The organism is Micromonospora sp. KC721 (assembly GCF_004348355.1).
Taxonomy (GTDB): Bacteria; Actinomycetota; Actinomycetes; order Mycobacteriales; family Micromonosporaceae; genus Micromonospora.
In genome coordinates this window covers 20,019-43,487 of record NZ_SMJY01000026.1, presented here as the reverse complement: position 1 = coordinate 43,487, position 23,469 = coordinate 20,019, and the positions used below count along the sequence as shown (strand labels likewise).

Annotated in this window: 20 protein-coding genes and 1 pseudogene; 1 reads left to right on the top strand and 20 read right to left on the bottom strand. The window is 71.8% G+C overall.

Annotated features, from left to right (window positions below):
* Positions 1 to 125: 125 nt before the first annotated feature.
* The 17 genes and pseudogenes from E1182_RS07560 to E1182_RS07480 all read right to left on the bottom strand — a co-directional run bounded on the left by E1182_RS07560 (position 126) and on the right by E1182_RS07480 (position 17,931).
* The gene (locus E1182_RS07560) at positions 126 to 1,010 is read right to left on the bottom strand and encodes a DUF5926 family protein (RefSeq protein WP_132262376.1); all 885 of its coding nucleotides are present in this window, start codon (positions 1,008 to 1,010) and stop codon (positions 126 to 128) included.
* Between the two features lie 62 nt (positions 1,011 to 1,072).
* Positions 1,073 to 1,489 carry an ATP-binding protein gene (locus E1182_RS07555; RefSeq protein WP_207914210.1) on the bottom strand — a complete coding sequence of 139 codons (417 nt, stop codon included), beginning with the start codon at positions 1,487 to 1,489 and terminating at the stop codon, positions 1,073 to 1,075.
* 68 nt (positions 1,490 to 1,557) lie between these two features.
* Positions 1,558 to 3,015, bottom strand: coding sequence for a PAS domain-containing sensor histidine kinase (locus E1182_RS07550; RefSeq protein WP_132262371.1), 1,458 nt, complete (start codon positions 3,013 to 3,015; stop codon positions 1,558 to 1,560).
* Between the two features lie 50 nt (positions 3,016 to 3,065).
* Positions 3,066 to 3,857 (bottom strand): glycerophosphodiester phosphodiesterase family protein, encoded by a 792-nt coding sequence (locus tag E1182_RS07545; protein ID WP_132262369.1) that lies wholly within the window; start codon positions 3,855 to 3,857, stop codon positions 3,066 to 3,068.
* 10 nt (positions 3,858 to 3,867) lie between these two features.
* On the bottom strand, positions 3,868 to 4,203 hold the full coding sequence (locus E1182_RS07540) for a rhodanese-like domain-containing protein (protein WP_132262367.1): 336 nt from the start codon (positions 4,201 to 4,203) through the stop codon (positions 3,868 to 3,870).
* A 64-nt stretch (positions 4,204 to 4,267) separates the two neighbouring features.
* On the bottom strand, positions 4,268 to 5,206 hold the full coding sequence (locus tag E1182_RS07535) for an LCP family protein (protein ID WP_207921306.1): 939 nt from the start codon (positions 5,204 to 5,206) through the stop codon (positions 4,268 to 4,270).
* A 197-nt stretch (positions 5,207 to 5,403) separates the two neighbouring features.
* The gene (locus E1182_RS07530; RefSeq protein WP_132262363.1) at positions 5,404 to 6,615 is read right to left on the bottom strand and encodes an LCP family protein; all 1,212 of its coding nucleotides are present in this window, start codon (positions 6,613 to 6,615) and stop codon (positions 5,404 to 5,406) included.
* A gap of 276 nt (positions 6,616 to 6,891) precedes the next feature.
* Positions 6,892 to 8,127: an LCP family protein gene (locus E1182_RS07525; protein ID WP_132262361.1), complete on the bottom strand. Its 1,236-nt coding sequence runs from the start codon at positions 8,125 to 8,127 to the stop codon at positions 6,892 to 6,894.
* A 77-nt stretch (positions 8,128 to 8,204) separates the two neighbouring features.
* On the bottom strand, positions 8,205 to 9,179 hold the full coding sequence (locus E1182_RS07520; protein WP_132262359.1) for an NAD-dependent epimerase/dehydratase family protein: 975 nt from the start codon (positions 9,177 to 9,179) through the stop codon (positions 8,205 to 8,207).
* A 91-nt stretch (positions 9,180 to 9,270) separates the two neighbouring features.
* The gene (locus E1182_RS07515) at positions 9,271 to 10,944 is read right to left on the bottom strand and encodes a cation acetate symporter (protein WP_132262357.1); all 1,674 of its coding nucleotides are present in this window, start codon (positions 10,942 to 10,944) and stop codon (positions 9,271 to 9,273) included.
* Positions 10,922 to 11,293, bottom strand: a complete 372-nt coding sequence (locus E1182_RS07510) for a DUF485 domain-containing protein (RefSeq protein WP_132262355.1) — start codon at positions 11,291 to 11,293, stop codon at positions 10,922 to 10,924. Before E1182_RS07510 ends, E1182_RS07515 begins: the two co-directional genes overlap by 23 nt.
* A 219-nt stretch (positions 11,294 to 11,512) precedes the next feature.
* A pseudogene (locus E1182_RS07505) lies at positions 11,513 to 12,055 on the bottom strand (flavin reductase family protein); the annotation flags it as partial.
* A 205-nt stretch (positions 12,056 to 12,260) separates the two neighbouring features.
* Positions 12,261 to 13,295, bottom strand: a complete 1,035-nt coding sequence (locus E1182_RS07500; protein WP_132262350.1) for a hypothetical protein — start codon at positions 13,293 to 13,295, stop codon at positions 12,261 to 12,263.
* A gap of 99 nt (positions 13,296 to 13,394) precedes the next feature.
* Positions 13,395 to 15,086 carry an ABC transporter permease gene (locus E1182_RS07495; RefSeq protein WP_132262348.1) on the bottom strand — a complete coding sequence of 564 codons (1,692 nt, stop codon included), beginning with the start codon at positions 15,084 to 15,086 and terminating at the stop codon, positions 13,395 to 13,397.
* Complete coding sequence (locus tag E1182_RS07490; protein ID WP_132262346.1) at positions 15,071 to 15,835, bottom strand: ABC transporter ATP-binding protein; 765 nt, start codon at positions 15,833 to 15,835, stop codon at positions 15,071 to 15,073. Before E1182_RS07490 ends, E1182_RS07495 begins: the two co-directional genes overlap by 16 nt.
* Positions 15,836 to 15,881: 46 nt before the next feature.
* Entirely contained in the window at positions 15,882 to 17,519 is a 1,638-nt protein-coding gene (locus tag E1182_RS07485; RefSeq protein ID WP_132262344.1) for a cation acetate symporter, read from the bottom strand.
* Position 17,520: 1 nt separating this feature from the next.
* The gene (locus tag E1182_RS07480) at positions 17,521 to 17,931 is read right to left on the bottom strand and encodes a hypothetical protein (RefSeq protein WP_132262342.1); all 411 of its coding nucleotides are present in this window, start codon (positions 17,929 to 17,931) and stop codon (positions 17,521 to 17,523) included.
* 224 nt (positions 17,932 to 18,155) lie between these two features.
* Between E1182_RS07480 and E1182_RS07475 the strand changes: the two genes are divergently transcribed.
* Entirely contained in the window at positions 18,156 to 19,532 is a 1,377-nt protein-coding gene (locus tag E1182_RS07475; RefSeq protein WP_132262340.1) for a hypothetical protein, read from the top strand.
* Between the two features lie 90 nt (positions 19,533 to 19,622).
* Here E1182_RS07475 and E1182_RS07470 read toward each other — a convergent pair whose 3' ends face one another.
* From E1182_RS07470 to E1182_RS07460, 3 genes are read right to left on the bottom strand one after another with little or no spacing between them, the layout of a single operon-like run.
* Complete coding sequence (locus tag E1182_RS07470) at positions 19,623 to 20,393, bottom strand: LytTR family DNA-binding domain-containing protein (protein WP_132262338.1); 771 nt, start codon at positions 20,391 to 20,393, stop codon at positions 19,623 to 19,625.
* Positions 20,390 to 21,613, bottom strand: a complete 1,224-nt coding sequence (locus E1182_RS07465; protein WP_132262335.1) for a sensor histidine kinase — start codon at positions 21,611 to 21,613, stop codon at positions 20,390 to 20,392. The genes E1182_RS07470 and E1182_RS07465 overlap by 4 nt, the downstream gene beginning before the upstream one ends.
* Positions 21,614 to 21,660: 47 nt before the next feature.
* Positions 21,661 to 23,172, bottom strand: a complete 1,512-nt coding sequence (locus E1182_RS07460) for a sugar transferase (protein ID WP_132262390.1) — start codon at positions 23,170 to 23,172, stop codon at positions 21,661 to 21,663.
* Positions 23,173 to 23,469 lie beyond the last annotated feature (297 nt).

Below are 23,469 nucleotides of genomic sequence, written 5' to 3'. Positions count from 1 at the left end.
CGCTGACCCCGGCCACGCCCCTGTCCCCGAGCCGCCGCCCGCCGCCCGTCCCCGGGCCGGGGCGGTGTCGACGGTCAGGGCGGGCCTCTTCAGACCCGTGCCCGTACCTGTAGTGGGCGGGGAGGTCAGCGCAAGGTGAGCTGGCGGCCGAGGAGACCCTGGCGGGCCCGGCGTCCGGCGGCGTCCAGCGCCCCCTGATCCGCCAATGCCTCGGCGTACCGCTTGGCGAACTCGGCGACCGGCGCCTCCCAGTCGGCGGCCGGGGCATTCTCCGGTAGATCCCAGACCGGCACCAGCCGGCCGTGTGCCCGGAACATGCCGGCGAACCTCGTGCCCTCGCCGAGCGTCAGCGTGCCGGCGGCGGAGAGCCGGGACAGCGCGTCCAGCGCGGTGTCCTCGTCCTCCGGCAGCACCCAGCGCACGTGCGCCTTCTCCGGCACCTGGCACCAGTAGGCGGCGCGGGCGGCGATGAGCTTCACCGTCGGGTAGACGGCGGCGTTCGCCCGCTCCAGGGACGCCTGGACGGTCGGGTCGTCGGACGCCCCCGGATCGAGCCAGAACTCGAAACCGTCATGCATGGTGATGTCGAGCGGGCCGTCCACCAGGATGTCCTGCAGGCGTGGGCCGGGGGCGGGCAGCGGCGGCACGGACACCTGGCCGCCCGGCTCGGTACGCAGCGCGCAGAGCAGGGCGTCGGCCAGGTCCCGGGAGACGTCACCGGACTGCTGGTGCCGCTGGAGCCCGATGAAGATTCGTCCGTCCGGCTTCGTCATCACCGGTGCGGCCATCGGCAGCACGGTGGCCAGGATGACCGGGCGGTCACCGTACTCCTCGACCAGCTCCGGAGTGAGCCGCAGCGGCGCCGAGGCGGCCGGCACGAGCTCGCGCAGGGCGATCCACTCCGGTTCGTCCACCAGCCCCTCGAACGGACGGGGCACGAAGATGTCGCGGACCTTCTCCCGGCGGGGAGCGGCCTCGCCGGCGCGCTGGTTCTTTCGACGCTTGCTCACGGCGACACAGCCTAGAGGCCGCCACCGGACGGTGTGGGCAGGACCCGCCCCCGCGGTCGGGGTCAGCTGGCGGCGGCCAGGGCGGCCGGTGCCACGGTGACCGGGTCGAACTCCGCCCAGACACTCTGCCCCAGACCGTCCCGGTGGACCCCCCAGCGGCTCGACAGACCGGAGACGATGTGCAGGCCGCGACCGTCGATCGCGTCCGGGTCGGCCATCCGGACCAGCGGCCGGGCTGCCGCGCCGCCGTCGGTCACCCGGATCGACACGCTCGGCCCCGCCGGCGTCGGGCGCACCCGCCAGGCCACCCGGACCACCCCGCCGGGCAGCGGATCGGCGTGCCGGACCGCGTTGCCCACCAGTTCGGCCAGGACCACCACGAGATCGGCCAACAGGGACCTGGGCACCGCCCCGGCCAGCTCGTCGGCGAGTCGGCGCCGGGCCACCCGCGCGCCGGTGGCGTGGTGCGGCACGACCACACACCATGAACGTTCGACCGCCTGCGTCGACACCCTGGCTTCCTCTCACCCCCGGCCGGACCGGTGGGTCATCCCCGTGGCAACCGCACCTCTGCGACCGTACCGCCACCGCTTCTCGGTCGAAGGGATACCCATCCATTCTGCTGTTCAACGATCCGGCGGACGAGATAGAGGCCGAGCCCGGCACCCGGGTAGCCACGGCGGTCCCCGGATTCGCCCTGCCAGAACCGGTCGAACGCACGCTCCACGTGCTCCGGGCGGATGCCGACGCCCCGGTCGCTGACCCGGAACGAGACGGTCTGTCCGTTCGTGTCCGCGGTGACCTCGATCAAGGAACCCGGTGGCGAGTACTTCCCCGCGTTGGTGGCCAACTCGGTCAGCACCGTGGCGATGCTGCGCCGGTCGCCGAGGGCCCTGGGCAGATCGGCGGGAACGTCGAGGACCAGCCGGTGGCGCAGGTCGGCCGGAAGGTCCGGCACGGTGGCCCGCAGCGCCGTGCCGAGGTCGAACGGGACTGCCGCATCGCCACCGGCGCACACGTCGGTGGCGGAGGTGAGCAGCCGGTCGACCAGCCGGGCCAGCTCGTTGGCGCGCTGGCCGATCACCCGGGCCGCCGCCCGCCGGTCGGCCTCGGTCAGCGACTCCCAGTGATCGGTCAGGGTGTCCGCGTACCCCTTGATCACGGTGACCGGCGTCCGCAACTCGTGGCTGGTCACCGCGACGAAGAGATCGTGGTCGGAGGTCCGGCGCTGCTGGTCGGTGATGTCGCGGAAGGTGACCACCCGCAGCGCACCCGGACCGGCCAACTCCCCGGAGGTGACCCGCAACCAGCGACCGTCCGGCATCCGATGGTCGAGCACCTGGCCGGACGGGGGCAGTGGAAAGGGCAGCGGCCGGTTCAGCGCCTCCCGGGGAGAGCAGCCGGTCACCTGCGCCGCCGCCGGATTCCAGAGCCGGACGTGGCCGTCCCGGTCGACCACGGCAAGCCCGTCGGCGAGGGCCGCCACCACCGGCCCGTCACCGTGCACCGGCAGCCCGCTCTGGTCGCCGTACATGTGGGCGACGCAGGCGGCCAGGTAGCCGACCACCGCCTGCCCGCTGCGGTCCTCGGCCTCCTCGGCGTCGGTGTAGAGCGCGTGCAGGCTGCCGACGGTGAGCCCGCCGATCTCGGATCGGGCCACCACCATCCGGCGCAACCCGCGCGCGGCCAGCTCACCGGCGAGCGGCCCGGGCAGGTGGTCGACCTGTACCTGCCGCACCCGGGGCCCGGTGAGCAGACAGACGGTGGCCGGGTCGGTGGCGGGCAACGGTCGCCCGACCGCCCACTCGGCGTTGCCGCTGGCCGCGATGACCCGGCCGCCGCTCGGGGCGAACTCGACGAAGGCCAGGCTGTCCGCACCGAGGGCCGGCCGGGCCACCTCGAGTAGTCGGGTGAGGACGGGCAGCCCCGCGTCACCGGAATTGATCATGTCGATCACCGTGCTGTGGCCGGCGATCAGGGCGGCGAAATCGGTGCGCTCCGGCATGTCCCGAGTGTGCCCCCTCGAACGGAGCGCGGGCACCCCTGCCGGCGGCCTCACCGGCCCAGTCGGGCCAGCGTCCGGGCCGGCCGATCGGTGATCACCCCGTCCACCCCGGCGTCGAGGACCAGTTCCAGGTCCGCCGGCTCGTTCACCGTCCAGACGTACACCTGGTTGCCGGCCGCGCGCAGCGCCGGCACCAGCTGGGGGCGGGCCCGGACCAGCCCGATGCCGGGGCCGGCGATCCGGGCGCCGAAGGGCAGCCGACCGAGCCGCAGCCAGCGCGGCAGTATCTCCAGCAGGAGCACCGTGGGCAGCGCCGGCGCGAGTTCCCGGATCCGGCGGACGGCCAGCGGTGAGAACGACATGACGGTGACCTGCACCGGGTCGTCCGGGCCGGGCTCGGCGAGGCCGAATCGGCGCAGCAGCGCGACCAGTCGGCGTTCCACGTCCCCCCGGTAACGGGAGGGGTGTTTCGTCTCCACCAGCAGCCGGACCGGTCGCCCGGCGGCCAGCACCGCCTCCAGCAACCGTTCCAGGGTGAGCAGGCGGGTGTGTGTCTCGTCCAGCACCTCGTCACCGTCGGCCGGAACGCACCCTGGATGCCAGGACCCGAAGTCCAGCGTCTCCAGCTCGGCGAGGGTACGCGCACTGACCAGACCGTGACCGTTGCTGGTGCGGTTCAGCCGGCGGTCGTGCACACAGACCAGGTGCCCGTCCCGGGTCAGCCGGACGTCGCACTCCAGGCCGTCGGCGCCCTCGTCGAGGGCGCGCAGGTACGCCGCCAGGGTGTGTTCCGGAAGGTCGGCCGACGCGCCGCGGTGCGCGAAGACCAGCGGATCGCCCATCTGTCGGCGCTCAGACGACCTGGCCGGGCTGCCCGTCCGGGCCGACCACCGGCCGGCCGGCGGCGGCCCACTGCCGCATCCCACCGTCGGCGTTGCGCACCTGCTCCCATCCCTGGTGCAGCAGGTAGCCGACGACCTGCGCGGAGCGCCCGCCGGAGCGACAGATGACCGCGACCTCCCGGTCGGTGGGCACCTCGGCGAGCCGGGCCGGCAGTTGCATCATCGGCAGGTGGTGGGCGCCGGGAGCATGTCCCGCCGCCCACTCGTCGTCCTCGCGGACGTCGAGCAGGTAGGTCTCGTCGTTGATCTCGGTCACGGGCACGCTGGGAACCTGGGGTCCGAACACGGGTACCAAGCCTAGATCCTCGCTCGGTCGGTCGGCATCGGCCGGGCTGGTGCGCCGGCACCGGTCAGAGCCGGGTGACCCAGCGTGGGTGCGCGGTCGCCCAGTCGGGCACCCGATCTGCCCGGACCGCGCCGAACAGCCCACGGCCGGCGTCGTCGAGCACCACGTACGAGACCGCGCCGATGGTCTGCGGGTACGACGGCAGCTGCACCCCGCGCATCGCGTCCGCCGGCAGTGACCGCAGGGCGACGACCAGCTCCTGAAGGGGTACGCCGTTGGTGTCGACGGTCAGCGAGCCGCCCACCGCCCGGAGTACCCGGTCGAGCTTGACCGGGTCGCCGCGCAGGTCGGTCTGCCCGGCCTTGTCGAGCAACGCCCGGAGCAGTTGCTGCTGGTGCCGCTGCCGGTCGTAGTCGCCGCCGGGCAGGTCGTAGCGCTGGCGGACGTAGTCCAGGGCCTGTGCGCCGTTCATCTGTTGGCATCCGGGTTGGAAGACGGTCCCGGTGTGGATCGAGCTGACCTGGGTGTCCACGCACATCCGGATGCCACCGAGCAGGTCGATGACCTGTTTGAAACCGGTGAAGTCGACCAGGGCTGCGCCGTCGAACCGGATCCCGGTGAGCCGGGTCAGGGTGGTGGAGAGCAGCCGGGTTCCGCCGCGACCGCCGCCGCCGTGTTCGTACGCCGCGTTGATCTTGTCCTGGCCGCCCGGGTACCCGTTGCCGGACGGGATGGTCACGAGCAGGTCCCGGGGGACGGAGATCAGGTACGCCTGCCGCATGCCCGGCGGCAGGTGCACGATCAGGATGGTGTCGGAGCGCTGGTCCGGGTGCGACGAGTCGGTCCGCCGGTCCGTGCCGACGAGTAGGTAGTTGAGTCCCTCGTCGAGGTCGGTACGGGGTTGCCGGGCGTCCGGTGCGAGCAGTTCCTCCCGGCTGACGGTGCGCTCGTACCGGTTGCTGAGCGTTCGCATGCCCACCACCGCCAGCGTGGCCAGCAGCACCAGGGCGAGCCCGACGCCGAGCAGGATTCGCGGCCAGCGGGCGGCCCGGCGGCCGGGCGGCGGTGCGTTCCGCCCCCGGTTGGCCCGCGTTGACCTGGACGTGACGCCCTCCCCGTGGCCGTGACGTGAGGCATTCTCAGATCACGGTACGGGTCGGTCGGGATCGGTCAGGCGCGTTTGCGCGGATCCGGTACGGATCAGCGCCGGGTGGAGAGGACGTTTGGGTTGGCGTACACGAACTCGGCCAACCTGTCCTCCTTGATCGCCTTGAACATCTCCAGCGTCTGCTCGCTGAGCGCCTCGCGGTTGTTGGCGTTGCCGTGGAAGGTGCCGCCGTTGGTGCGCAGCATGGTCAGCTCGTTCGCGCTGATACCGCGCAGGGCGAAGATCAGGTCGGCGACCGGTACGTTGCCGGTGTCCAGGACGAACGCCTTGCCGGCCGCCCGGATCAGCTGGTTCACCTTGATCGGGTTGGTCAGCATGCCCTTGTCGGTGGCCTTCTTCGCCATCGCCTTGATCAGTTGCTGCTGGTTCTGCTGCCGGTCGTAGTCGCTGTTGGGCAGGCCGTAGCGCTGGCGGGAGTAGTCGAGCGCCTCCAGGCCGGTCATCTGCCGGCAGCCCTTCTTGTAGACCACCGGGGTCATCGGCCGGCCGGTCTTCTTGGCGTCCGCCTTCCACATCTGCTTGCCGTCGACCATCACGGTGTGGATTGACTTGACCTCGTGACTGACGCAGATCCGGACGCTGCCGAGGGTGTCGATGACGTTCTTGAAGCCGCCGAAGTTGATGATCGCGGCGCCGTCGAAGCTGACCCCGGTCATGTTCTTGATGGTCTGCGCCATCAACTGGGCACCGCCCTCCCAGCCGCCACCGTTGCGCGCGCCGGCCTGGAAGGCAGCATTGATCTTGTCGGTGCCGCCCGGGTAGCCACTCTTCTTGAACGCCGGGATCTGCGCCTCGGTGTCCCGGGGAATCGAGATCATGTACGCCTGGTCGTGACTGGCCGGGATGTGCAGCACGATGATGCTGTCGGCGCGGACGTCGTCCGCGGCCCACCGCTCGCGGGCGTCCACGCCCAGCAGCAGCATGTCGATCGGGCCCTTCAGGTCGGCCCCGCCCTCGGCGTCGGTCTTGCCCGCCCCGCCGAGCAGGTTCTTCTGGGCGATGTTGCCGGTGGCCTGGCTGATCAGCGCCTTGCTGCCGACGATCGCGACGCCGCTGGTCATCATCAGCACCGCCCCGGCCACCACGGTGAGCCGGGCCCAGAGCGGATCCTTGCGCTTGGTGCGCTTCTTCGCGCCGCCGGTGCGCTGCCCGCCCCGACCGCCCTGCTTCGGGATGGTCGCCGACGGCCGTGCGTAGGGATCGGATTCCAGCGATGTGGGGCGGGGGCTGGTCTGAACCGGCATGCGTGCTCCAGCTCGCGTGGTCGGGGGGCGGGACCACTTTACGTACCGCTTCCCGTCAAGGCGAGATCGTCACACGCTCAATTCCCAACTATTCGCACAGTTGCGGCGCGGGTTCAACCGAACGGATGAGTCAATGCGTACACACGGTGGTTGGCCGACGATGATCTAGCCATCGGGAACCGCACCTCCGATGACATCCGTCGAAATCTCCCGGCGACATCCGGTCAGCGATGACCCGACGGCGGCGACCACGCCGGTGGCCGCCACCCGGCGTCGTCAGGTGCCCCTGGTCTCCGGCTTCTGGTTCGCCGCCACCCACTCGGCCATGGTGTCCGCCGACATCGCCCGGTACATCGCCAGCGCCTTCTCCCGGTCCGAAACCACCACCGACTCTCCGTTGATGGTCTCGCTGCCCGCGTTCGGGCTGGTGAGGAAGGTCAGGTTCTCACCGCGCAGGTTCCGGAACTGCAACGCCATGTCGGCCAGTGAGAAGTCCCTGTCCACGGTCACCGCGTCGGTCACCGACTGGAGGAAGGCGTTCAGCTTCTTCGGGTTGGTGAGGGTGCCCGTGCTCGCCGCCTTGTCCATCAGGGCGCGCAGGAACTCCTGCTGGTGTCGCATCCGACTGAAGTCGCCGTCCGGGAACTGCTTGCGCTGGCGGATCCAGTCCAGCGCCGTCGCGCCGTCCATGTGCATGGTGCCCTTGGTGAACTTGCGGTACGGCTTGTGGATCGAGGTGATGGTCCGGTCCACCTTCAGGTCCACGCCGCCGAGCGCGTCGGTGACCTCCTTGAAGCCGCCGAAGTCGATTGCCATCACGTGGTTGATCCGCACGTCCGTGAAGCACTCCACGGTGCGTACCGCCAGCGGCAGGCCGCCGAAGGCGAAGGCCGCGTTGATCTTCGCGCGTTGGCCGGAACCACACTCGGCGCCCGCGCTCTCCGGGATCGGCACGTACAGGTCACGCGGGATGGAGACCAGATAGGCCGACTTGTGGTCGGCGGGGATGTGCATCACGATGACGGTGTCGGCGCGCCACTGGCTCTGCCGGTCCACCGGCGCGTCCGGGTCGCGCGAGTCCGAACCCACCAGCAGGATGTTCAGCGCCCCGTTGACCGCCTTCGCCGGCCGCCCCGCGGTGATCTCCGCAAACGGGTCCGTCCGGGCCAGGCTCTTGTTGAGGTTGCTGGTGTAGAGCCAGGCACCACCGCCGCCGAGCAGGGCCAGCACCAGCACCGCGATACCCGCGACGAGGCCGATCCGCCGCCAGCGTGGTCGCGGCCCCCGTCGTCCGGCGCCACCCGAGCCGCCCCGTCCGGGCGGCGAACCGGGACCGCCCGGACCGCCGGCCCCGCCGTGACCGGGCAGGTCGTCGTCGTAGGCCGGATACCACTGCGCGTCGGGCTGCCGGGCGCGCCCGGAGGCACCACGGCCGGTGCCGGATACGGAGGCGCGTCCGGAGCTGCGGTGCAGGTACGGCAGCGGGACGCCGTCGGACGATGTCGCGGACATGCACCTCAGCGTACGTAGCCGAGTCGAGTGATGCCCGAAGGCGAATCGCCGGTCGTGCCCCGCGTGGCGCGGGAGGGTTACCCTAGGCGGCCGCGGAAGTGCGCGATCGTGCGTCGGAGGCCCTCTTCGGGCGACACCGTGGGCTGGTATCCCAGCAGCTCCCGGGCGAGGGTCAGATCCGGCCGGCGCATCTCCGGGTCGTCCGCGCTGCGCGTGATGTACGTCACCGTCGAACTGCTGCCGCAGAGTGACACGATCGTCTCGGCCAGTTTCCGCATGCTCATCTCGTGCTCGGTTCCGCAGTTGATCGGACCGGTCTCGGTCGAGTCGAGCAGCAGCAGGATGCCACGCACCAGGTCGTCGACGTAGCAGATGGAGCGGGTCTGGTTTCCGGTGCCGTGCACCGTGAGCGGCTCGCCGCGCAGCGCCTGCGAGATGAAGGTGGGAATGGCCCGACCGTCGTCCGGGCGCATCCGGGGGCCGTACGTGTTGAAGATCCGGACGATCGCCGCGTCCAACCCCCGGCTGCGGTGGTACGCCATGGTGGCCGCCTCGGAGAAGCGCTTGGCCTCGTCGTAGACGGCCCGCACCCCGATCGGGTTGACGTTGCCCCAGTACGTCTCGCGCTGCGGGTGCTCCTTCGGGTCCCCGTACGCCTCCGAGGTGGAGGCCATCAGGAACCGGGCGCCGTCGGCCAGCGCGCGGTCCAGCAGGTGCAGGGTGGCCACCGAACCGACCCGGAGGATCTCCACCGGCAGCTTCTCGAAGTCGGTGGGGCTGGCCGGCGAGGCCATGTGCAGGATGGCGTCGAGCCGCTCGGCGAGCGCCGGGTGGGCCGGCAGCCCGTCGGAGATGTCCGCCTCGACCAGGGTGAAGGTGGGCGTGTCGAGCAGGTGCGCGACGTTCTCCTTGGTGCCGGTGACGAAGTTGTCGAGCGCCACCACGGTGCAGCCCCGACCGGTCAGGGCGTCGACGAGGTGGGACGGCACGAAACCGGCGCCGCCGGTGACCAGGACACGGTGACCGGCGCCGAACCGCGGAGCAACCTTCATGCCGGCCAGCCTAATCGCCGAGGTTGACCCCCACGCGGCGGCGGGGGCCCGGCGCGTCCTGCGCCGGACCCCCGCCGGGAGGGGGAGACCGTCAGTGGGCTCCCGCGCCGGTGAGGGCGCGCACCTCCAGCTCCGCGTACTTCTCCTCGTCGTGTTCCTTGGAGATCACCGTGCCGATCCAGCCGCAGAGGAAGCCGAACGGGATCGAGATGATGCCCGGGTTGGACAGCGGGAACCACTGCCAGTCGTGGTTGGGGAACATCGCGGTCGCCGAGCCGGAGACCACCGGTGAGAAGAACACCAGCACCACCGCGGAGAGCAGACCGCCGTAGATGGCCCAGACCGCGCCCGAGGTGTTGAACCGCTTCCAGAACAGGCTGTAGAGGATCGCCGGCAGGTTGCCCGAGGCGGCGACCGCGAAGGCCAGCGCCACCAGGAAGGCGACGTTCAGGTTCTGCGCGTAGATCGACAGCGCGATCGACACCGCGCCGATGATCAGGGCGGAGATCCGGGCGACCGCCACCTCCCGCCGCTCCGAGGCCTGGCCGCGCTTGATGACGTTGGCGTAGAAGTCGTGCGCCAGGCTGGACGACGACGCCAGCGTCAATCCGGCGACCACCGCCAGGATGGTGGCGAAGGCGACCGCCGCGATGATCGCCAGCAGTGTCGCCGCACCCAGGTTGCCGCCGAAGAAGTCCATGCCCAGCGCCTCGGCGAGCTGCGGGGCGGCGGTGTTGCCGGCCTTGTCCTGCGCGGTGATCGCCTCGCTGCCGACCAGCGCCGCCGCACCGAAGCCGAGGGCCAGGGTGAGCAGGTAGAAGGTGCCGATGATGCCGATCGCCCAGAGCACGCTCTTGCGCGCCGCCTTCGCCGTCGGGACGGTGTAGAAGCGGATCAGGATGTGCGGCAGGCCCGCCGTGCCGAGCACCAGCGCGATGCCGAGCGAGAGCAGGTCCATCTTGTTGTAGAAGGTCTGCGTCGGGTCCCCGGCCACCTCCTTGCCGTAGCGCAGGCCCGGTTCGAGGAAAGCGGCCCCCTTGCCGGAGGCCGCCGCCGCGTCGCCGAGCAGCGAGGACAGGTTGAACTTGTACTTGGCGAGCACCAGCAGGGTCATCAGCAGGGCGCCGGCCATCAGCAGGAACGCCTTGACGATCTGGACGTACGTGGTGCCCTTCATCCCGCCGACCGTGACGTAGATGATCATCAGGGCGCCGACCAGGATGATGGTGGCCACCTTCGCGGTGGCGGCGTCCATGCCGAGGAAGGTCGTGCCGGGCTTGATGCCGAGCAGCAGCGCCACCAGGGCACCCGCGCCGACCATCTGAGCCAGCAGGTAGAAGATCGACACGGTGATGGTGGAGACGGCCGCGGCGGTGCGGACCGGACGCTGACGCATCCGGAAGGCCAGCACGTCGGCCATCGTGTACCGGCCCGAGTTGCGCAGCAACTCCGCGACCAGCAGCAGCGCCACCAGCCAGGCCACCAGGAACCCGATCGAGTAGAGGAAGCCGTCGTAGCCGTAGAGGGCGATGATGCCGGCGATGCCGAGGAACGAGGCGGCCGACATGTAGTCGCCGCCGATCGCCATGCCGTTCTGGAAACCGGAGAAGGAACGACCGCCGGCGTAGAAGTCGGTGGCCGTCTTGGTCTGCCGGCTGGCCCAGATGGTGATGCCCAGGGTCACCGCCACGAAGGCGAGGAAGAGCACAATGGTCAGGTTGCGGGCGGTGCCGCTCCCCGCCTCAGCCGCGAGCACCGTCATCATGGCGCACCTCCCCCATCTCGGCGCGGATCCGGTCGGCGATCGGGTCGAGCCTCCGGTCGGCGTACCGCGAGTAGAGCCACGCGATCAGGAACGTCGAGACGAACTGCAGCAGGCCGAAGACCAACGCGACGTTGATGTTGCTGCCGAACAGCTTCGTGCCCATGAAGTCCCGCGCGTACGCGGAGAGGATCACGTAGAGCGCATACCACAGGAAGAACGCGACGGTCATCGGGAAGACGAAGCCGCGCAGCGCGCGGCGCAACCCGGAGAACTCGTCCGACCGCTGTACGGCCAGGTATCTTTCCGCCGCCGACTCAGCCGGGGCGGACGGGGGTGTGTCCGTGGACATCTGTGGATCACCACCTTCACAGGCTTCGGGAGTTTCGCGCACGGTAGAGAGCACGTCTCCCGGCCGGGAAGGCGGAGATCGACCACGGCCGGTGAGTGCGCCGAACGGTCCACTGCGTGCGCCGAGTGACCCAGGTCACTCCGCTAACCGGTCGGCCGCAGTCATCGGGCCGCCCCCGTACCCCGTCGCCGGCCGCACTGCTGGCACCGAGCGAGTCGGTCAGGTCAACTCGCGGTAGCGCCCCCGGTAGTGCAGCAGCGGAGTGGTCTCATCGGCCAGGTCGACCGCCTCGACGGTGGCCTCCACCAGCAGACCCCAGCCGAACTCCCGGACGGTGTCGAGCCGACAGCCGGCCCAACCCCCGGCGTCGGACGGAACCGGGCCGTACGGGGTGTCGGTCCACGAGCCGCCGGCGAACAGACCGCCCGGCGACGGGAAGAGACCAGCGAACCGGTCGGCGAGCTGGCGGTGCGGCGGGCCCAGCGGGGAGACGGCGAACCGTCCGGCCTCCTCCACCGCCGCCCACAGGTCCGACTCCGGGTCGACCAACCCGAGCAGCCGATCCGGTTCGCCCTCGGCGACCAGCGTGGACGACACCGTCAGCCCTGCCGGGCCGGGAGCGGTCCACAGGGTGACCGGCGCGGCGAGACGTCCGCGCAACCGGCGTACGGGCGAGCGCTGCCCGGCCGGCACCGCGAACGGATCGGTGTGATGGATCTCTGCTCCGGGCTTCGGATTCACGTGAAACATTGTGCCGCCTCGGTCCGGTGCTCCGGCCTGCCTTCATCCCGGGCGCGGGTGGCTCACCGGCCTGCCTTCGTCCTGCGTGAATGCCTCACCGGCCTGCGGCATGTTGCGGCATCCGGTTCTCGGGATACCGCAACATGCCACATCCGGCGATCAAACCGGGGCCGACGGGGGTCGACCGCGCGACCGAGGCCGGCCTCGGTCGCGCGGGTGGGACGGGTCAGCGGGCGCTGGTGAGGGAGGCGCAGTCGGTCTCGTCGGGCAGGAGGGGTCGGAGGGTGACCCGCCACCTCTTTCCGTCCGAGACCCAGGGGGTCAGCACGTTCGCCGTGGCGGCGGCGTCGAGCAGCGGCTTCACCTGCTCGCCGGTGACCGTCACACAGGTCAGGCCGGTGGACGCGCTCAGCGGCGCCCCGGGCAGGGCCGGACCGGGCCAGGCCACCTCGGGCTGCCGCCCCGCCTCGGCGTCGGCGACCCAGGGCTGGGCGACGGCCGCCACGGCGGTCGGCCGGTACGGCTGCGGCGGTGCCGTCGACGCACCACCCGGGGCTGCGGCCGGGCCGCCCGCGCCCGCCGACACGCCCCCCGGAGCTGCGGCCGGGCCGCCCCGGCCCGCCGGCGCGCCGCCCGGGGCCGCGGAGGACCCGCCGGGAACCGCCGACACACCGCCCGGGACCGCGGAAGGGTCCGCGACCGCCGGCGCGCCGCCCGCGACGGCGGTCGCGTCGGCCAGCGACTGGGCGAAGGTGCGCAGCTTCTCGCGGGCCGCCCGCTGGTCGGCGTTGAGTCCGGCCTCGGCGGGGCCGGTCATGTCGAGGGCCTCGACCGTGGTCTCCTCGACACCGGTCGGCCCGCGCAGCGAGAAGCGGGTCGCGGGCACGTCCGTGACCGACGGTCTGCCCAGGTCACCGACGGTGCCCACGCCGGCCGCCCGGGCCCGCTCGACGATCCGGTCGACCTCTGCGGCGGAGAGCGTGACCACCTGGACGTTGGGCAGGGCCGGCGCGGGATGGCGGAGCAGAGTCGGACCCTGCACGATCACCCGGCCGTCGCCGTACACGGTGACGATCGGCAGGCGGGTGGCCAGATCGGCGGGGGTCATGAAGCCACCGGTGTGGTCGATGCGGAGCACCACGGCGTCACCGGGGTACGTGGGTGCGGCGGGGCCGGTCGGATCGCCCTGCTGCGCGCAGGCGGTCGCCAACAGGATCAGCGGTAGGACCGCTGCCCCGCGTACGGCGGAAACAGTCGTCATGCCGGTCTGACGCGACCGTACCCGGGATCGTTCCCGACGCCAGGTGCCGAATCACCCGAACGGACGCCGTCGCCGCCCGACCGAGCCGGCCCGCTGGTGTCAGCGCCGGGGAGTGACGGTGGCCAGCAGCTCCGGCTGCCGCCGGTCCAGCACGTCCCCGCCGATGTACGCCCCGAGTAGCGCCGCCCCCAGGCCGTACGCCACGCCGAGCGGCAGCGCCAGCCACAGCCAGCTCGCCCCGAGCAGCGCGGCGGCCACCACCATCGGCACCGCCGCCGCCGCCGATGCGACCATGGACAGCAGGGTGAGCAGACTCTTCGCCATCCCGGCACCGGTGTTCATGGCGAACGGGTTGCTCGTCTCCGGCAGCGAGTACGCCGCCAGCACCGAGACCAGCCCGTTGATCGCCAGCCCGGCCCCGTACGCGGCCAGCAGCGTCCCGGCGGCCACCCCGATCCAGCCCGGTTCGCCCAGTATCGCGGCGATCAGCACGGCGACCACGCCGAGCATCGGCACCACGTACACCGAGAAGGCCGCCATCCGGGCGTGCAGCTCCAGCCGGCCCGGCACCCCGGTGACCACGTTCGCCGCGTACGCGCTGCCGTCGAAGCCGAACTGGTTGGCCAGGGTCACCGAGGCGAGCACGCCGACGGTGAGCATCGACACGCTGAGCATCACCGGCGACGAACTGCCGGAGTACTCGAAACCCTGGTCCGGAGAGACGGCGAAGCCGTTGCCGCCCAGGTTCACCAGCACCGGTACGAACACCCCCACCACCGCGAGGGTGATCAGGTTCGCCCGCCGCCGGGCGTCCCGCCACCAGTAGCGGCACTCCCGGGCGACCAGCGCGCCGAACCGGTCCCGCCGAACCCCACCGAGCACCCGGGGGAAGAGCTGCCCGACCGCGCCGCCCATCGGACCGCGCCGGGGCTTTGCCGGAGCGGCGCCGGCCGCGCCGACCATCGCCGACTCCAGTGACCGCGACCACCAGAGCAGCAGCGCACCGATGGCTGCCGCGGTGATCAGCAGCTTCACCGGCACCGCCCAGGCCCGTCCCTCGGCCACGTCCAGGCCGACCGTCCAGGGCGCCCCGAACGGCGTCCAGCCGACCACGGCGGCCACCTCGACGAGCCGGTCCCAGTCGGCCTCCCGGACCGCCGCCAGCACCATGATCTGCAGCGGACCGAACAGCGCGGCCACCACGGCCAGCAGCACGGCGGCCAGGTCGCGGACCCGACGGGACCGCAGCATGGTGGCGAACGCGCTGGTCACCGCGCGGCTGGCGGCGACGCAGAGGAGCAGTCCGGCGACCACGCCGACGGCGGCGACCAGCCCGGCGACCGCGCCGCCGAGCGCCCCGGCGGTGACCACCAGGCCCGTGGTCGCGATCAGCATCGCCACGACCGGAACGCTGACCACAGCCGCCGCGAACATCCCACCGACCAGGGTGCGTCGGGGCAGCGGCAGCAACGCGAACCGGGCCGGGTCCAGGGTCTCGTCCACCCCGAAGAAGACCAGCGGCAGCAGCAGCCAACCGAGCACCAGCAGCCCACCGCCGAACGCGGCGGCCAGCAGCGCGTACCGGGGCTCGCCGGTGAACCCGGGCGCGGCCAGCAGCAGGAAGCCACCGGCGGCGAACCAGAGACCGACGAACACACCGGCCACGAAGAGGGCCACCCGCCAGCTCTGGCCACGGAAGTTGTTCGCCATCACCCGCAGCTTGAGGCGGACGAAGTGCCGGGCCGAGACCGGCCGGACCGGTTCGGTCGTCGCGGTCACCGGGACAGCCACGACAGCTCCTCGCCGGTCGCCGTCCGCCCGCCGACCGCCTCGACGAAGACCTCCTCCAGGCGGCGCTCGCCGCGCACCTCGTCGAGGGTGCCGACCCGCTTGATCGTCCCGTCGGCGAGGATCGCCACGTGCGAGCAGAGCCGCTCGACGACCTCCATGACGTGGCTGGAGAAGACCACCGTGCCGCCGCCGACGACGTACCGGTGCAGGATGTCGCGAATCAGCGCGGCGGAGACCGGGTCGACCGCCTCGAACGGCTCGTCCAGCACCAGCAGCCGGGGACCGTGCAGCAGCGCGCAGGCCAGGCCGATCTTCTTCTTCATGCCGGCCGAGTAGTCGACCACCAGGGTCCGGCCGGCGTCGGCCAGCGCCAGCACGTCGAGCAGTTCCGCCGCCCGCTGGTCGACCACCGCCGGATCCATCCCGCGCAGCAGCCCGTGGTACGCCAGCAGTTCCCCGCCGCTGAGCCGGTCGAACAGCCGCACTCCGTCCGGCATCACCCCGAGCAGCCGCTTCGCCCGTACCGGATCGCCCCACACGTCGTGGCCGAGCACCCAGGCCCGGCCCTGGTCCGGCCGCAGCAGCCCGACCGCCATCGACAGGCTGGTGGTCTTGCCGGCGCCGTTGGGGCCGAGCAGACCGAAGAACGAGCCGGCCGGGACGTCCAGGTCGACGCCCGCCACGGCCACCTTGCCGTCGAAGCTCTTGGCCAGGCCACGCAACGCCAGCGCGGAGTGCTCACCAGTCATGTGACGAACCGTATCCGGGCGGTGCCAGCACCGGCGTACGGGCCGTTCAGAGTCGCAGCGCCTCCGGGGTGTGCAGTCGCAGCATGGTGGCCCCCACGTCGGCCGGCGTCCGGTGGCGGGTCGCCATCGACGCGGCGACCATCACGGTGAACGCCAGCGGCACGGTCCACGCGGCCGGCTGCGCGATGAGCGTGGCCGGCCAGCCGGACAGCGGTGGACCGAGGACGGTGACCAGGACCGCGCCGATCGCCGCCCCGCCGCCGACCAGCACACCGGCCGCCGCCCCCAGGTCGGTCAGCCCGCGCCACCAGATGCCGAGCACCAGCAGCGGGCAGAAGCTGGACGCGGCGACGGCGAAGGCCAACCCCACCACCTGGGAGACGTCCAGCCCGGAGACATGCAGGGCGAGCAGTGTCGGCACCGCGCCGGCGATCACCGTGGCCAGCCGGAAGCCGCGTACCGAGCCGCGCCGCAGCACGTCCGTGGAGACCACCCCGGCCACGCTGGTGAGCAGCCCCGAGGAGGTGGACAGGAAGGCCGCGAACGCACCCGCCGCGACCAGCGCGGCGAGCAGCCGACCGGTGGTCCCGTCACCGAGCGCCGCGCCGGGCAGCAGCACCACCACCGCGTCGGTCTGCCCGGTGAGCAGCAGTTGCGGGGTGTATATCCGACCCAGCACGCCGTAGAGGGTGGGTAGTAGGTAGAACACACCGACCAGACCGAGCACCACCAGCGTGGTGCGTCTGGCCGCTGCTCCGTCCGGGTTGGTGTAGAAGCGCACCAGTACGTGCGGCAATCCCATGGTGCCGAGGAAGGTGGCCAGGATCAGCGAGTACGTGGCGAACAATCCCCGGTCGTCGTCCCCGGCGGCGCTGGGCAGCAGCCAGTCCGCGCCGTCGGCCATCCCGGCCACCTCCGGCACCGGGTCACCGGCGGCGAAGGTGAGCTCGTCGCCGGGGCGTACCTGCCGGACGGTGCCGTCGGTGAAGGTGAGCGCCGCGCGGTGCTCGACCACGACGGTGGTCGCGGTCCGGAACGCCGGCCCGTCGGGCGGGGTCACCGCGGGGCGACCGTCGGCCTGCCACTGCAACACCAGGAAGATCGCGGGTACGGCCAGCGCGGTCAGCTTCAGCCAGTACTGGAACGCCTGGACGAAGGTGACCGCCCGCATCCCGCCCAGCGCCACGTTCGCGGTGACCACCGCCGCGACCAGCAGCGCCCCGACCGGGTACGGCGCACCGGCCAGCGTGGCCAGGGTCAGCCCGGCGCCCTGCAACTGCGGCACCAGGTACAGCCAACCGATGAAGATGACGAAGACGGTGGCCAGGGTGCGCAGCCGGCGCGACCCGAGTCGCACCTCGCAGAAGTCGGGCAGGGTGAACGCGCCGGAGCGGCGCAGCGGCGCGGCCACGAAGAGCAGCAGGGCGAGGTAGCCGGCGGCGAAGCCGACCGGGTACCAGAGGACGTCGACGCCGTACTTCAGGATCAGTCCGGCGATGCCGAGGAAGCTGGCGGCCGAGAGGTACTCCCCGCCGATGGCGGCGGCGTTCCAGGTCGGACTGACCGCCCGGGAGGCGACCAGGAAGTCGGAGGTGGTCCGGGCCAGCCGCAGCCCGTAGAAGCCGATGGCCAGGGTGGCCAGGGTGACCGTGACGATGGCCGGTACGACGAGCCCGTTGCCCACCTCAGTGCTCCGGCCGCTGGACCAGGTCGGTGAAGTCCTGCTCGTTGCGTTCGGCGAGCCGCACGTACGCCCAGCCCACGACGATCAGGAACGGGAAGGAGGCCACCGCGAGCAGCAGCCAGGGCAGGTTGACCCCGAACACGGTGACCCGTCCGACCGCGGGGGCGATCGCGAAGAGCCACGGCAGGCCGCCCAGCCCGATCAGGACGACCAGGGAGAGCCGCAGCGCCAGGGCGAGCTGGGCCCGGACGAGCCCGCGCACCAGCGCGTCACCGACCCGGGTCTGCTGGGCCAGTTCGGCGCGGGTGCGGTCGGCCCGGTCGCTGCGGCGGGACACCTCGGCCAACACGACACGCGTCCTGGTCCGCGGTTGCGGCGCGCGGGGGGCGGGCACCCGGTCGTCGGCGGTCATCCCGGCAGTCTCGCCTGCTCAGCACGGATGTCAAGAGATGTGGACAACTTGTGGACGAATCGGCGGCACTTGTGGATAACCACGTCCGGTGGCCGATTAACACACCATTAAGTCTCGACAGGTTCACCCGTCGTATCAGATCGAGTCGCCTTCTTGCCGGCCTTGATCCGGCACCCTACGCTGAGGCAGCAATTCCCAGTTTCCTCTCCTCACACGGGGTTTCTATGCGCAAATTCCGTACCGTCCTCGGCGTCACGCTCGCTGGAGCGTGCGCCCTGACCGCGGTGCCGGCCACGGCGTCCGCAGCCCCGTCGACCGCCCTGCAGCAGCAGGCGGCGGCCGACTCCACCGGCACCTACTACCCGGTCTCGCCGGCCCGGCTGATGGACACCCGTTCCGGCGTCGGCGCGCCGAAGGCGAAGCTCGGCCCGCTGAGCAAGGTCGACCTCCAGGTCGCCGGCCGCGGCGGCGTTCCCGGCAGCGGCGTCGGCGCGGTCGTGCTGAACGTGACCATCACCGGCCCGACGATGGACAGCTTCGTCACCGCCTACCCGGCCGGCGAGAGCCGCCCGGACGCCTCGTCGATCAACTTCGCCAAGGGCTGGCTGGGCTCCAACAACGTCACCGTCAAGCTCGGTGCCGGCGGCAAGGTCTCCGTCTACAACCGCAACGGCTCCACCGACGTGGTCGTCGACGTGGTCGGCTACTACGCCGCCGACAACTCGTTCGCCACCCCAGGTGGCCAGTACGAGTGGTACGCGCCGGAGCGGATCTTCGACACCCGGAACGACCCCGAGGGCAAGCCGCCGGCGGGCGTCATCCTGGACTACTCCCTCGACTTCGGCGTCGACGTCAACCCGCACATCAAGACCCTGGTCTTCAACCTCACCGCGGTCGCCCCGGCCAAGGCCGGCTTCCTGACCGCTTGGTCCGGGGCCACCAACCGGCCGACCTCCTCGACGGTCAACTACGGCGCCGGCGTCAACGTGCCGAACCTGGCCTTCGTGCAGACCACCCCGTGCACCGGCACCGAGGACGGGCGGTGGTGCACGCCGGGCGCGCCGAAGTTCAAGATCTACACCTCGGCGGCGGCGCACGTCCTGGTCGACCTCGTCGGCGTGGTCGACGACGGCGCCTCGTCGTTCGGCATGCGGTTCCAGCCGCAGAGCCCGACCCGGATCGTGGACAGCCGGGCGAACAAGGGCATCACCGGCGCGCTGGGCGCGAACGCCACCGCGCGGGTCCAGGTGCCGGCCGAGCTGGTCACCGCGGACACCGGCGTGGCGGTCATGAACGTGACCGCGGTGAAGCCGACCAAGAACACGGTCGTCACCGTGTGGCCGGCCGACATCGAGGAGATCGGAAAGCCCGCGACGAGCAACCTGAACCCGTACGCCAACCAGGTCGTGTCCAACGCGGTGCTCGGCATCATCGAGCCGACCGCCGCGTTCAACGTGCACAACCTGACCGGCTCCACCCACCTGGTGGCGGACGTGGTCGGCACCTTCTACTACCCGACCGGCGAGCCGACGGAGGCGCGGGGCATCGCTGCGAGGGGGCAGCTGCGCAAGGCCGAGGTAACCGGCTCCTCGCACCGCTGACCGATGCGGTAACCCGCAAGCGTCAACATCGAAAGGGCGTTCCGGCCGACAGCCGGAGCGCCCTTTCGCGTACCACCGTACGGTTGCGGGTCATCTGTTCCAGTCCTGCTTGGCGGCGCGTACCAGCTTGTCCTTCAGCTCTCGGGTGTGTCGCCGGCTCACCGGCAGCTCCGTCGCGTCGACCACCACCACGTACCCCGAGTTGACCAGCCGCAGCTCGGCGATCAACTTCAACTGCACCAGGTACGACCGGTGGATGCGGACGAACCCGGCGTCCGCCCAGCGTTCGGCGAGGGTCGCCAGCGACACCCGGACCAGGTGCGAGCCGTCGGCGGTGTGCAGCCGGGCGTAGTCGCCCTGCGCCTCCACCCACCGCACCGCCGAGCGGGGCAGCATCCGGGTCGTCCCGGCCAGCTCGACCGGGATGGTGGGATCCTCCTCGGCGCGAGCGAGGGCCGCCGGGTGCGCGGGGACCACCCGGGAGCCGATCACCCGGCGCAGCGACTCGGCCAGCCGCTCGGCGCGCACCGGTTTGCGGACGTAGTCGGTGGCGCCCAGGTCGAAGGCGTCGGCCGCGCCGTCGTCGTACGCGGTGACGAACACGATCGACGGCGGCCGGGCGAAGCGGCGCAGCACCCGGGCCAGTTCCATGCCGTCCAGGCCGGGCATCCGGATGTCCAGGAAGACCACGTCCACGTCGGTGTCGCGGAGCACCCGCAGCGCCTCGGTGGCGTCGCCCGCGGTGTGCAGGCGGGCCACCCGAGGGTCGGCCCGCAGGTGGTACGCCAGCTCGTCCAACGCCGGCGGCTCGTCGTCGACCGCCAGCACCCGGAGGAACCCCGCCGCCGCGTTCCCGGTCATGAACCCGCCCGTACGCCGGGGTGGAACTTCGGCACCCGCAGGCTCACCTTCGTACCCGAGCCCGGGCCGGTCTCGACGACCAGGCCGAACCGGTCGCCGAAGACCGACCGGAGCCGCTCGTCGACGTTGGAGAGGCCGACATGCTGGCCCGGGTCGTCGGCCGGGTCGCTGCCGGCGCGGGTCAGCTCGGCGATGCCCGCTCGCAGCGTGGCCGGATCCATGCCCACTCCGTCGTCCTCCACCGTGATGTGACACTCCGCGCCCGCGTCCCGGGCCTCGATGCTCACCATGCCGGTGCCGGGCTTGCGGGACAAGCCGTGCCGCACGGCGTTCTCCACCAGCGGCTGGAGGCAGAGGAACGGCAGGGTCACCGGCAGCACCTCTGGCGCGATCTGCAATCGCACCTGCAACCGGTCGCCGAACCGGGCCCGTTCGATGGTCAGGTAGCGGTCGATCGAGCGTAGTTCCTCGGCGAGCGTGGTGAACTCCCCGTGCGCCCGGAAGGAGTACCGGGTGAATTCGGCGAATTCCAGGATCAGCTCCCGGGCCCGCTCGGGGTCGGTGCGGACGAACGAGCCGATCGCGGTGAGCGCGTTGTAGATGAAGTGCGGGCTGATCTGGGCGCGCAACGCGCGTACCTCGGCCCGGGCCAGCCGCTCCCGAGACGACTCCAACTCGGCGAGGGCGAGCTGGTCGCCGGCCCAGTGCGCGGTCTCCAGGGTGGCCTGCACCAGCCCCGGCGCCGGCGGTGCGTCGGCGACCGCGACCAGCGCGCCGACCACCCGGCCGTCGGCGCTCAGTGGGGCCAGCACCGCACCCCGGACCGGGCAGTCCACCCGGTCACAGCTCAGCTCCGGCTCGCCGAGCACCGTCGACCGACCGCTCTCCACCGTACGCCGGGCCGCCGCGAGCAGTTGCTCGCCGTGGTGCCCGCCGCGCCCGTCCAGGGCGAGCAGCTCCGTCCGGTCGGTCAGCGCCAGCCCGACCGCGCCCACCAGCGCCCGCAGATGGCGTACGGCCTTCGCCGCGCCCGCCACGGTCAGTCCGGCGCGCAGCGGCTCGGCGGCCAGGCCGGCGGTGTGCAGCACCTCGTACGTGGCCCGCTGGGTGGCGGTGGCGATGCCGCGCCGCCCGCGTAGCCGCAGCACCGCCCAGAGCGCCGCCACCAGCGCGGTGACCAGCGAGACGACGCCGACGACGGCGGAGAGATTGCCACTCACGCAGCGATCCTGGCCTGTTCCGGCCGCGGCGCCAAGGGGTCAGTGGGTCAGTACGCGCCCTTGCGGGCCAGCACCACGCCCACCGTCCGCCACAGGATGCTCAGGTCGTACGCCAGCGACCAGTTGTCGACGTAGTAGAGGTCCAACCGGACCGCCTCGTCCCAGGACAGGTCGGAGCGGCCGGAGACCTGCCACAGCCCGGTCATGCCCGGGCGGACCAGCAGCCGGCGTCGCACGTCGCCGAGGAAGTCGCCGTCGTCGGCGGGGAGCGGACGCGGCCCCACCAGCGACATCTCCCCCCAGAGCACGTTGATCAGCTGGGGCAGTTCGTCCAGCGACGAGGCCCGCAGGAACCGGCCCACCGGGAAGACCCGGGGATCCTGCTTCATCTTGAACAGCATGCCGTCGGTCTCGTTCTGGTCGACCAGGCCGGCCAGTCGCTCCTCGGCGTCGACGTACATGGTCCGGAACTTCCAGACCCGGAAGGTGCGGCCCTCGTGGCCGACCCGGGGCTGGCGGAAGAAGACCGGACCGGGGTCGGAGAGCCGGATCGCGACCGCGATCGCGGCGAAGACCGGGATCAGCAGCAGCAGCCCCAGCCCGGCGGCGATCCGGTCCATCAGGTTCTTGGCCAGCAGCGCCGGACCCGACAGGGTCGGTTCCTCGACGTACAGCAGCGGCAGGCCCTCGATCGGGCGGATGTGCACCCGGGGGCCGGCGATGTCGGTCAGTTGCGGGGCTACCACCAGGTCGACGCCGGAGCCCTCCAGCTGCCACGCCAGTCGGCGCAGCTCACCCGGTTCGGCGCTGGCCGAGCCGCACACCGCGATGGTGTCGCCGCCGACCTCCCGGACCAGGGCGAGGACGTCGCGGCCGGCGTACACCGGCACCGGGGTCTGGATGCCCCGGGCGGCGGCGTACCCGTCGGTGATGTGGATGGCGACCGGCACCAGGCCGGCGCTGGGGTTGCGGGTGACCGCGGTGTAGACCTCCAGGCATTCCGGCAGAGTGCCGACCAGCACCATCCGGTGCCCCGCGTGGCCGGCCCGCCGTCGTACCGCGTGCAGCGTGAACCGGGCGACCAACCGCCCGACCAGGATCAGGATCAACGCCCCGAGCAGGGCGAAACCGACCGACCAGCGGGACAGGTCGGTTTTGGTGGCGAAGGCGAGGAAGGAGACGGTCGCGGCGACCGCGACCCCGCCCCGGATCACCCGCTTGAACTCGTCCGGGCCGAGCCCCAGGTAACGCCGGTCGTAGGCCCGGTTGCCCCAGAGGATGACCACCCAACCGAGCGGCAGCAGCAGGAACGCCACCGTGTAGAACCAGGTCGGGTCCTCCTGGGCGTTGTAGAAACCGGCCCGGGCCTGCCCGAACGCCTCCTGGGCGATCCAGTCGGCCAGCACCACGGCGGCGAAGTCGAGCAGCAGGAGGATGACGGTGTACGGCCGGTGCCAGCGGGATACCCGACGACGGGCACGAGCCCAGGCCGACCGGGGTACGCCGTTGTGCGACGGCGGTGTCGGCGGCTGGATCTCGAAGCTGTCGACGTGCCGCACTACTTTGCTCCGGCCTATGTAGGTGCCCGGGCGCTGGAGGCTTGTCGTCACCTCAACCCATGTCCTCCCGCATGACACGCGCCGCTCACTCGCAGTGAGGGGCGCACGTCGCCCACCGTTCCAGTCTCCCACGCGGGCAGCGGGCCGGACGCTGACCCGAAGGACTTTGCGTCAGGTGTTGCCGGCGGGGATCCGGCCGGCTCCAGGTCACTTTTGGAAGCCGGGGACCGAGCCACTATACCGATGGACGAGGGGCCGGGTAGAGGCGCGGAGGGGCACGTTCCACGCGCCGGGGGC

Coding starts and splice junctions, on each gene's coding strand:
- E1182_RS07550 (WP_132262371.1), bottom strand. CDS start 3,015: ATGCCGGAGCGCACCGATTTCGCCGCCCTGATCGCCGGCCACAGCACG.
- E1182_RS07545 (WP_132262369.1), bottom strand. CDS start 3,857: ATGGGCGATCCGCTGGTCTTCGCGCACCGCGGCGCGTCGGCCGACCTT.
- E1182_RS07530 (WP_132262363.1), bottom strand. CDS start 6,615: ATGCCGGTTCAGACCAGCCCCCGCCCCACATCGCTGGAATCCGATCCC.
- E1182_RS07525 (WP_132262361.1), bottom strand. CDS start 8,127: ATGTCCGCGACATCGTCCGACGGCGTCCCGCTGCCGTACCTGCACCGC.
- E1182_RS07520 (WP_132262359.1), bottom strand. CDS start 9,179: ATGAAGGTTGCTCCGCGGTTCGGCGCCGGTCACCGTGTCCTGGTCACC.
- E1182_RS07515 (WP_132262357.1), bottom strand. CDS start 10,944: ATGATGACGGTGCTCGCGGCTGAGGCGGGGAGCGGCACCGCCCGCAAC.
- E1182_RS07510 (WP_132262355.1), bottom strand. CDS start 11,293: ATGTCCACGGACACACCCCCGTCCGCCCCGGCTGAGTCGGCGGCGGAA.
- E1182_RS07500 (WP_132262350.1), bottom strand. CDS start 13,295: ATGACGACTGTTTCCGCCGTACGCGGGGCAGCGGTCCTACCGCTGATC.
- E1182_RS07490 (WP_132262346.1), bottom strand. CDS start 15,835: ATGACTGGTGAGCACTCCGCGCTGGCGTTGCGTGGCCTGGCCAAGAGC.
- E1182_RS07480 (WP_132262342.1), bottom strand. CDS start 17,931: ATGACCGCCGACGACCGGGTGCCCGCCCCCCGCGCGCCGCAACCGCGG.
- E1182_RS07475 (WP_132262340.1), top strand. CDS start 18,156: ATGCGCAAATTCCGTACCGTCCTCGGCGTCACGCTCGCTGGAGCGTGC.
- E1182_RS07470 (WP_132262338.1), bottom strand. CDS start 20,393: ATGACCGGGAACGCGGCGGCGGGGTTCCTCCGGGTGCTGGCGGTCGAC.